The organism is Wenzhouxiangella sp. 15190 (genome assembly GCF_003417465.1).
Taxonomy (GTDB): domain Bacteria; phylum Pseudomonadota; class Gammaproteobacteria; order Xanthomonadales; family Wenzhouxiangellaceae; genus Wenzhouxiangella.
In genome coordinates this window covers 1-8,933 of sequence record NZ_QVMV01000051.1, presented here as the reverse complement: position 1 = coordinate 8,933, position 8,933 = coordinate 1, and the positions used below count along the sequence as shown (strand labels likewise).

Annotated in this window: 6 protein-coding genes; 1 reads left to right on the top strand and 5 read right to left on the bottom strand. The window is 61.5% G+C overall.

The features are described 5' to 3' along the window. The 3 genes from DZK26_RS12495 to DZK26_RS12485 form a co-directional block, all read right to left on the bottom strand. A partial coding sequence (locus DZK26_RS12495) for a DUF808 family protein (protein WP_116897086.1) occupies positions 1 to 308 on the bottom strand: 308 nt, incomplete at its 3' end. A 147-nt stretch (positions 309 to 455) separates the two neighbouring features. After that, the gene (locus DZK26_RS12490; protein ID WP_181918253.1) at positions 456 to 3,221 is read right to left on the bottom strand and encodes a pitrilysin family protein; all 2,766 of its coding nucleotides are present in this window, start codon (positions 3,219 to 3,221) and stop codon (positions 456 to 458) included. A gap of 187 nt (positions 3,222 to 3,408) precedes the next feature. After that, entirely contained in the window at positions 3,409 to 3,819 is a 411-nt protein-coding gene (locus tag DZK26_RS12485; protein ID WP_147306587.1) for a hypothetical protein, read from the bottom strand. A 46-nt stretch (positions 3,820 to 3,865) separates the two neighbouring features. Here DZK26_RS12485 and DZK26_RS12480 point away from each other — a divergent pair, with 46 nt between their 5' ends. Then, the gene (locus tag DZK26_RS12480) at positions 3,866 to 4,534 is read left to right on the top strand and encodes a methyltransferase domain-containing protein (protein ID WP_220337000.1); all 669 of its coding nucleotides are present in this window, start codon (positions 3,866 to 3,868) and stop codon (positions 4,532 to 4,534) included. 47 nt (positions 4,535 to 4,581) lie between these two features. On the opposite strand, the gene DZK26_RS12475 is transcribed toward DZK26_RS12480, so the two are convergent. Both DZK26_RS12475 and DZK26_RS12470 read right to left on the bottom strand, forming a co-directional pair. After that, a complete protein-coding gene (locus tag DZK26_RS12475; RefSeq protein ID WP_116897090.1) occupies positions 4,582 to 6,918 on the bottom strand; it encodes a DUF748 domain-containing protein in 2,337 nt (778 codons plus the stop codon). Between the two features lie 507 nt (positions 6,919 to 7,425). Further along, positions 7,426 to 8,637, bottom strand: a complete 1,212-nt coding sequence (locus tag DZK26_RS12470; RefSeq protein WP_147316869.1) for a hypothetical protein — start codon at positions 8,635 to 8,637, stop codon at positions 7,426 to 7,428. Positions 8,638 to 8,933 lie beyond the last annotated feature (296 nt).

The window sequence follows — 8,933 nt, the reverse complement described above, 5'->3', positions numbered from 1 at the left end:
GCGCCCTCGTAGCATAAAAAGGCACCGCCGAGCATCAACAGCGGAACGATCGCCCACGGGATGAACGCGCTGATCAGCAGTGCGGCCGGGATCAGGATGACCTTGTTGAGAGCCGCGCCCTTGGCGACCGCCCAGATGACAGATAGTTCGCGCTTGGCCGAGATGCCGGTGACCTGCTCGGCATTGACCGCCAGATCGTCCGCAACCAGCGTCGCGGTCTTCTTGGCCGCGATCTTGGTCATCACGGAGACGTCATCGAGCAAGGTGGCGATGTCGTCGAGAAGGCTGAGTAAGCTTGCTCCGGCCATGCTATGCCCCGTTCGGCGATTGGACAATCAGTCTGTCACAGTCGGCACGGCTCGTGGCTCGTTCCAGCCGACCACAACGAGGCTTGCTCAGCCAGCAAAATCGTGGGTGCCCTGTTTTTTGCGCGGTCCGTCCGGACAGACCCCTGATCAACGCTCCACAGGATCGCCATTGGCATCCACGTACCGGATGTCATAGCCGAGTTCGCGGATCGGATCGCTGATCTCGCTACTATCACCCACCACCACCCAGACCAGGTGCTCCGGCTGAACGACGTTGCGGGCCGTGGTGACGACCTGATCGCGTTCGATGGCCTGGACCCGGCCCGGGTAACGGTCCCAGTAGTCGTCGGACAAGTCGAAACGCACGATCTCGCCCAGATCACTGGCCACCGCGCCGATGGTCTCCCAGCGGCCGGGCAGGGTCTTGCTCATGGAATCGCGAGCACGGGACACTTCGTCCTCCTCTGGCGGCTGGTCACCAACGATGGCCTGGAACTCCTGGCGGATCTCGGCCATGGAATCGGCGGTCCTGTCGGTCTGAACCGGAGCGAAGGCCACGAACGGCCGCTGGGCGGCGGTGTCCTGAAGCAGGGTCCGGGCCCCGTAGGACCAGCCCTTGTCCTCGCGCAGGTTCATGTTGAGCCGGGCGTTGAAGCTGCCGCCCAGAACCTCGTTCACGGCCTGGATGGCGAACTCCTCATCCCCGCCCTTGGGCGCGACCAGGTGCCCGGCAACGATGAACGACTGCTGGGCACCGGGCCGGTCGACGACGTAGACCGTCTGCCCTTCGGTTTTCGGATCCACACGATCCAGTGCCTTTTTGGGGACATCGCCACGCTGCCAGTCACCGAACAGGCGCTGCACGTGCGGCTTCAGTTCATCCAGGGTGATATCCCCGGCCACCACCAGGGTCGCGTTGTTCGGCCGGAACCAGGTGCGGTGGTGTTCACGCAGATCCTCGAGACCGATCGCGGCGACGGACTCCTCGGTCCCGGAGCCGGTCAGGGGCTGGCCGTAGGCATGGTCCTCGCCGAAGATGCGGCGCGGAAAGACCCGAAGCGCCATCGCTTGCGGCTGATTCATTTCCTGCCGCAGGTTGGCCAGCATCTGGCTGCGCTGGCGCTCCAGTTCCTCGGCCGGGAACGCCGGGTTGGTGGTGATTTCGGCAAACAGCGCAAGCGAATCACCGAGGTTGTCGCGCAACGCCGACATGGACACGAAGGACTGGTCGATATTGGCGCCGGAAGAAAGCTCGGCACCCAGCAGATCCAGCTGCTCGTCGATCTCGAGCGCGGAGAGCTCCCCGGCGCCCTGGTCGACCAGGTTCATGGCCAGCTTGGCGGTGCCGGGGCGACCGAACTGGTCCGAGGCATAGCCGGCGTTGACGCGCAGATCGAATTCCACAACCGGCAGGGTGTGGCGCTCGGCCAGCACCACCTCCAGGCCGTTGTCCAGGGTCAGGCGCTGGATTTTCGGGAAGTCGGCTTCCGGGAACTCGGTCACCTCGGGAAGCGCGGAGCGATCCACATCGCTCTCCACGGTGCCATAGTCCGGATAGGGACGGACTTCGAGGGTAAAGTGATTGCGGTTCAACCAGTCATCGGCCACCTTGCGAACGTCCTCGCTGCCCGCCGTCAGCAGCCGGTTCATCCCCTCTTCCCAGGCATCAGGCCGGCCGAGGAAAACCTCGCTGCTGGCCAGCACGTCCGACTTGCCGCCGAAGCCGCCGACCCGTTCCAGACCGCGCAGGAAGTCGGCCCGACTGCTGGACTGAATGCGGTCCAGTTCCGCCTCGGCGGGTCCATCCGACACGAAACGATCGAGTTCCTCTTCCAGCGCCGCCTCCACAGTTTCGGCATCGGCATCCTCGGCCACGCTCGCCTGGACGAGAAAAATGCCGGAAACCTCGTTACGCATAAAAAAGGCCGAAACATCGGTGGCGATCTGCTCGTCATAGACCAGACGCTTGTAAAGCCGGGAATTCTGTCCGTCGGCAAGCACGTCGGAGGCCAGTTCCAGCATATCCGCCTCGGGGCGACCATAGCCCGGCACCGGCCAGACCTTGTAGATACGGGTCTGGGGTACCCGATCCTCGTGGATCACGCGCAGGCTGTCATCCAGTTGCGGCACCCGGCGCCCCGGCGTATCCACCGGCGGCCCGGCCGGAATGTGTCCGAAGAATCGCTCGACTCTGTCAAACGCCTCTTCCGGCTCGATGTCGCCGGCAATGACGATGGTGGCGTTGGCCGCGCCGTAGTAGTTCTCGAACCAGTCGTGGACATCATCCAGGGAAGCCGCGTTGAGGTCTTCCATGGAGCCGATGACCGAGTGATCATAAGGATGCCCCTGCGGAAACAGGTTGTTGATGATGAGGTTGAAGACCTGCCCGTAAGGTTGGTTTTCGCGCTGGCGCTTCTCGTTCTGGACTACGCCGCGCTGTTCATCCAGCCTGTCCTGGGTGACCGCGCCCAGCAAATGGCCCATGCGGTCCGATTCCATCCACAGCGCCAGGTCCAGGGCGGTATTCGGAACGACCTGGAAATAGTTGGTACGGTCAAAGTTGGTGGTCCCGTTCATGCCGGTCGCACCCACCCGGTCGAACGGCTTGAAGTATTCGTCGTCGTAGTTCTCGGTGCCGTTGAACATCAGATGTTCGAACAGGTGGGCGAAACCGCTACGCCCGACCGGCTCGTTCTTCGATCCCACGTGATACCAGACGTTGACTGCCACCACCGGCGCCTTGTCGTCGTGATGGGCAATCACGGTGAGCCCATTGTCCAGCACCCGTTTTTCGTAGTCGATTCCGAGGTTTGCCGTCCCCTGCTCATTGCTCGACTGCGCCGTGGTGCCGGCACCCAGAAGGGCCATTACGACCAAACCCGCGGCCAGCTGAAATCCGAATCGTTTGTTCATTGCCTGATCTGCCTCGTACGTGGATGGTTCAAGATCATAAAATAGAATAACAGGCGTCAGGCAGGCCGCGGACCTTGACCTCAATTTCATCAAATCTCGAGGCCTAGTCCACCATGACCATGCTGCGTTAGCCAGGAAAATCCTGGATGTCGTGGTTTTCCATTCAACAGCGTACCGCCGGTACCGGTTATCCGCTGCAGCGAATATCAGCGGTCACGTTATCCAGGGTCGGCGTGGCATCGGCGGCTTTGTCGAGACGCCACTCCCGAGGCGCGTCCGACCCAACCCAGTTCCATTCACCATCCTGGAAGGAGCCGTTTTTGGAGAGGAATGCGAAGTCAAACCAGCCCGTACGGCCCTCGTTCGTGAAGTGGCCGCGGAACGAGTTGCCATCCCAAAGACCGGCTATGATGCCCTTGTCGCCGTAATCTCCGATTAGAAAGAGGTCGCGCTGTTTGAGCTTGACCTGTCCGAAGCGGGAGTCGTAAGTGCCGTCGAAAGCCTTGCGGGCATTGTCCCTGGTCCGAAGCGACTGGTTGTCCGGACACAGCTCGTGAATATCCTCGATACCGTACAATTGCCCGAGTTTGATCAACAACTCCGATCCGTGTCCAAAACGTGTCCACTCTGTCCGTTCAGTGCACTTGTCGCAGCAGAAACTGGCCCTGGGTTTGTACGACGATTCCATTAAAGCCGCCTCCATGATGGAGGGTCTCTCGGTACTGCACGAAGCTCGCCTGGACCAGGCGTTGCATCGTGTGAGGGCCAGCGGTGCGCGCCGGGTTGTCGATCTCGGCTGCGGCGCGGGCTTGCTGTTGCACCGGCTGGCCAATGAGGAACAGCTCGAACAGGTCGTCGGCCTGGAATCCTGCCCGCACACGCTGGCACAGGCGAGGCAACTGGTGGCAGGTCATTCCCGGCCGCCGTTCCCCCAACTGCAGCTGATCAACGGTTCCTACACCGAATCGCAGCCATCACTGGACGACTTCGATGCTGCGGCAATGGTGGAGACCATCGAACACATCAATCCGGGGAAACTATCGGCCATGGAGCGGGTTGTATTCGAAGAAATGCGCCCGCGGGTCGTTTACGTGACCACGCCGAACAGCGAATACAACTGCCTGTATGGATTGCGTCCCGGAGAGTTCCGCGAATCCGACCACAAGTTCGAGTGGGATCGCGCCCGATTTGGCCAGTGGGCGCAAGGGGTCGCCCAGCGCAACAGTTACCGCGTGGCACTGGAAGGCATCGGCGAAGAAGACCCTGATTTCGGCCCGCCAACCCAGGCGGCATGCTTTTCCCGCATTGACTGAATACTGCTTCGGCAGGTACGTAAGTAGACTGACGCGGGAAGGACTCGTCAGTCCGGAGCGATGCCGATCTGCATGGCGACACGTTCACCCTCACCCGAATCGACTTCGACCGGATCCAGCAGACGCAGGCGCCGTGCGGCGATGCCCCGGCCGGTTTCCGACGCCATGAGCGCCTCCCGGACCGCGGCCGCCCGGGCATTGCCGAGCGCCTTCAGGTCCTCTTCCGTAAGCGGCTGTGCGGCGACGACTTGTTCGGCCAGGTGGTTGCGGTAGGACAGGGCGTCGAAGGTCTCTTCCTCCGGCGAATCCTCGGCTGCCGTGGTGAAGCGTGCCCGCACCTTCTCCAGGGGCGTGTCGGGGTAGTAGTCGGTGAACATCTTTTCGATGGTTTCGCGGGTGGATTCGGCCGAGAGGCTGGGATCGTCGATCTCGCGGTCCAGGCGTTTGCGCAGCTCGTCCATGGCGCTGCGACGCCGCAGTGGCGGGCCGTCGAGCGCCGGGTCGAAGGCGCCGGGGAGTTCCAGGGCCAGTGCCGGGCGCTTTTCGAGGGCCGTGCGAAGCGCGTTGATGCGCTCGCGCATGGGGGGTGTCAGGTCACTGCGGCCGGCCGGGAACTCGACCGTCCCGAGGTCCTCGTCTTCCGCGCCGATGAGGTTCGCAAGAAACCGGAAGGGCGCCTCCACGACCGAGCCGATCGCGTCACCCAGTGCCTGCCGGATAACCTGCCCGAAACCGAACTCCGGTTCATCCATATTTCCGGTCACCGGCAGGTCGAGATCGATCACGTCGTCCTCGTCCTTGAGCAGGGCCAGGGCCATGTCGAGTGGCAGGTCCATCGCATCGGGCGCCTCCATCCGTTCGCCCAGTTCCAGATCCCGCAGGACGAGGTTGTTTTGCCCGTCGAGCTGCCGGTCCCTAATCGTGTAGTCGAGATCGAGATCCATCGTGCCCGACGCGATCCGGCGCCCCGCAAAGCGCACCGTGTAGGCGGAATAATCGGGAACCCGGAGATTGCGGAAGGTCAGCTCGAGGTGCGTCTCGCGCATCGGCTGCCAGGCGTTGATGGTGCCACCAACGCTGGCCAGACCGTAGTCTTCCACCTGTCCTTCCAGTTCCACCCGGGCCGGCTCGGCGGATTCGGAGCTGAGCGTGGTTATTTCTCCGCTCAATGCCTGGATGTAGGTCGAGAACGGCAGCGGCAGCGAGTGATCCGCGAACCGGACGGAACCGTCCGTTACCTCGATGTTCGCAATGGTCATACCGAGCAGAGCGGCACCGTCGCTGCTGCCGCCTTCGGGCGTCGTCTCCGGGTCGATTACCAGCAGCCGGCCGAAATTGGTGGTCCGATCCTCGTGGATCACGATCCGGCCGGACAGGCCTTCGAGCCGGACGGTGTCGGTTTCCAGGCGCTCGTCCCCGAGTCGCAGGTCGAGTCGATCCGTTCGCAGGGTCTTCCAGCCGATGAGTGTGACGTCATCCGAACTCCTGCTGATGCGAAGGATATCGATGCCCGCGCTCCCCAGGAACGCAAGCGGCTCACCCTCGTCCCTGCGGATTGTCCCGTCGAGGTTCAGCGCCCCGCTGTCGATACGGACGATGGCGGTCTGGCGCAGGTACGGCTCGAACGGGGCGAGTGCCATCTCCTCGATGCTTGCCTCGCCTTCGAACGCCGGCGTGGGTAATACCTGCACCCGTCCATCGAAATCGAACGCACCGCCGCGGGCGAACTGCCCGCTCAGTTGCGCGGGAAAACGCGCGCCCGCCGCCAGCGAGAATCCGTCCACCGCGATGGCAATGTCCTGCACCGACAGCCGGGTGCGGGCTGGTTCATCGCCGGCTTCCGCCGACGGGTCACGGAGGTGGTTGGCGAAATGGAAGGTGGCATCCTCCACGCGCAGTTCCTCGACTCGCAGTGTGGGCAGCGGAGCCGGTTCGGCCGGCGCTTCGGCGGAGGCGGCGAACGACTCGACCAGTCGCGTCAGGCGCGTCTCGCCCGAGGCGAAGCGTTCCTCCGCGACCATGAGCCCGTCGAGACCGATCGAGGAAAATGTCCACGCCCTGTTGATCACGCTCGACCACGACAAGTTGGCGGACAGCTGATTCCAGCGGAGCAGGTCGGAATCATCGCCGTCCGACAGCGTCAGGCCGTCTACCCGGAGCGTCAGGGTAAAGGGATTGGTGTGAACCCCGTCGATCTGCAACTCGTGCCCCGAGCGGTCCCGAACCGTGTCGACGGCGACGTACTGGATGATCCAGGGCAGGACAAAGAAACCGACCAGGGTGTAGGCGACGCCCACGACAACCAGCCAGAACCGGACCCGGCGCGGACTAAGCCAGCCCGTCTGCAAGTAGCGGGTGAATCGTCGAAGGGATGTATTGGGCATAGGCGAACCAGGTGGTATCCGACGAGGTTACGTTACAGCCCGGATTGCGGCACGCCCCGATTTGTACAGGAAGTGTAAGCGTCCTATTGCTTGATTTCCAGAAGCATCTCGAGCGGCGCCGTCTGACCCCGTTTATTCATATTAGAGAGCGGCTTCAATCTCGGTAATTGACCGCAAACCCCCTAAACTCCTTCAATACTCCGATCATACCGTTCCTGTTTATGTTCCCGATGCAATTCAAATGCCGTGTTCAGCCGCGTGGATATAGGAAGTATAAGTACCCCATTTCCCGATTTCCAACGGTATCCGGAGCCGCCCGAGCTTGCCGTCTAGGTGAAAACCAGGAGACCCACAGTCTGTAGAACCTTTCGTACAGCGCGACGAGGCCAATTTAGCCGGGAAAATCGTGGGCGTCCTGGTTTTGTAAGCGTTCAGAGGACATCGCGAGCGTGCTGGCTTTTGGCGTCGCATGGACGATGAGTTGCTGTTGGACTTCCAACAACCAGCCTATTCCTCAAATCTATCGCTGAAGATGTAGTCGGTAAAGACCTGAGAACGAATGGCTCTGCCACTGGTATCGCCACCGGACTGGCTATCATCTTGCCAGGCAATGGCGAATCCGCCTTCGACTATCGATGCCACACTTGGCTCCGCCTGAGGTCCGATTACGGTGTCGTTGACCAGAAATACCCCGCCGTCATTTATGTTGTTGGCGTCATAGGCCTGTGCAAACACGGCGGAACTGTCGGCATCTAACGAATCCTGACTGTAGTCCTCCCAGGTTGCGATAAATCCGCCATCGCCAAATGGCGCGACACTGGCATCTTGTTGACTCCCGGTAACCACACCGGCATTGATGACCAATTCGCTACCCAACTTGCTACCCATGGCATCAAAGCGTTGCCCATGGATATCACTGGGCTCTTCATCGTGCGTCCAGATCACAATGAACTCGCCGTTATTCAGCCCCGCGACGTCCACGTCGTCTTGTATGTGCTCGGTCGTCGCATTGGCGAAAAACTCGGGCCCTCGCATCGTTCCGTCAGAATTGAACACTTGTCCGCGCGCCGCCTGGTCGTCGTAGCTGACGGTGGTTTGGATGTAGGTTTCCCAGACCACCACAAAGCCACCGTCGCTCAGGCTGCTTACCGCAGGCCAGCGCTGATCGCCCACCAGGCTGCTGTTGGCAAGAATCTCGCCGCCGCGCTTATCGCCTTCGGCGGAGAAACGCTGAAACCGCACGTCGATTCCGGTGTCATCGAAGTCACGGGTATCACCCCAGACCACGACAAAACCGCCATTCGCCAGGCTGGCAACATCCGGGTTTCTGAGGTTGGCGCCGGCAACGTCGATGAGCAGTTCACCGGTACGCGGCGTGCCATCGGCATCATAGACGCGCAGGCGGATGCTCGCATCACCGTCCGGGCTGCTGGAATCCGGCCATGTTATGACGAACCCCCCATCGTTCAATGCAGCGACCGACGGTGAGTCCTGGTCTCCCTGCGTTGTCGTATTGACCAGGAACTCGGGAATCAGCGTATTGCCGTCGATATCCAGGGCTCTGGCCCGGATCGCGGTGCCACTGGAATCACCCCCGGTCATTGAATCGTCCTCCCACACGGCAACGTAGCCGCCGTTCTGGAGCCCGGCTACATCGGGATACCACTGGTCGTCGGGCGTGGTCGTGTTGACCAACTGCTCGCTGCCGTGCTTGGGCATGGGCAGAAGTGTGGGTTGGGCGACGCCCGATATCGACGTCGCCAGCAAGAGCATCACCGTTACACACCTTGGGAAGAGCCAAGACATTGCTACCTCCGCTAGCGCTATTAACAGTTGGCTTCAAGGCTAACATGCGAGTGACCAGGAAATACAAACGACTCATTTCTCAATCTCCAGCAATCTCGGAGACCGCGCCAGGCCAGCGTTTGAGTCACCCCGGGTTTCCCAAATTTAGGACACCGTGAATTCACACAATAACCGCGACACTCACGTTGTGATGCACCTCGTAAGGCGTC

Bases quoted from the DNA above. Each gene is read 5' to 3' on its own strand.
- DZK26_RS12490 (WP_181918253.1), bottom strand. From the start codon at position 3,221: ATGAACAAACGATTCGGATTTCAGCTGGCCGCGGGTTTGGTCGTAATG.
- DZK26_RS12475 (WP_116897090.1), bottom strand. From the start codon at position 6,918: ATGCCCAATACATCCCTTCGACGATTCACCCGCTACTTGCAGACGGGC.
- DZK26_RS12470 (WP_147316869.1), bottom strand. From the start codon at position 8,637: ATGCCCAAGCACGGCAGCGAGCAGTTGGTCAACACGACCACGCCCGAC.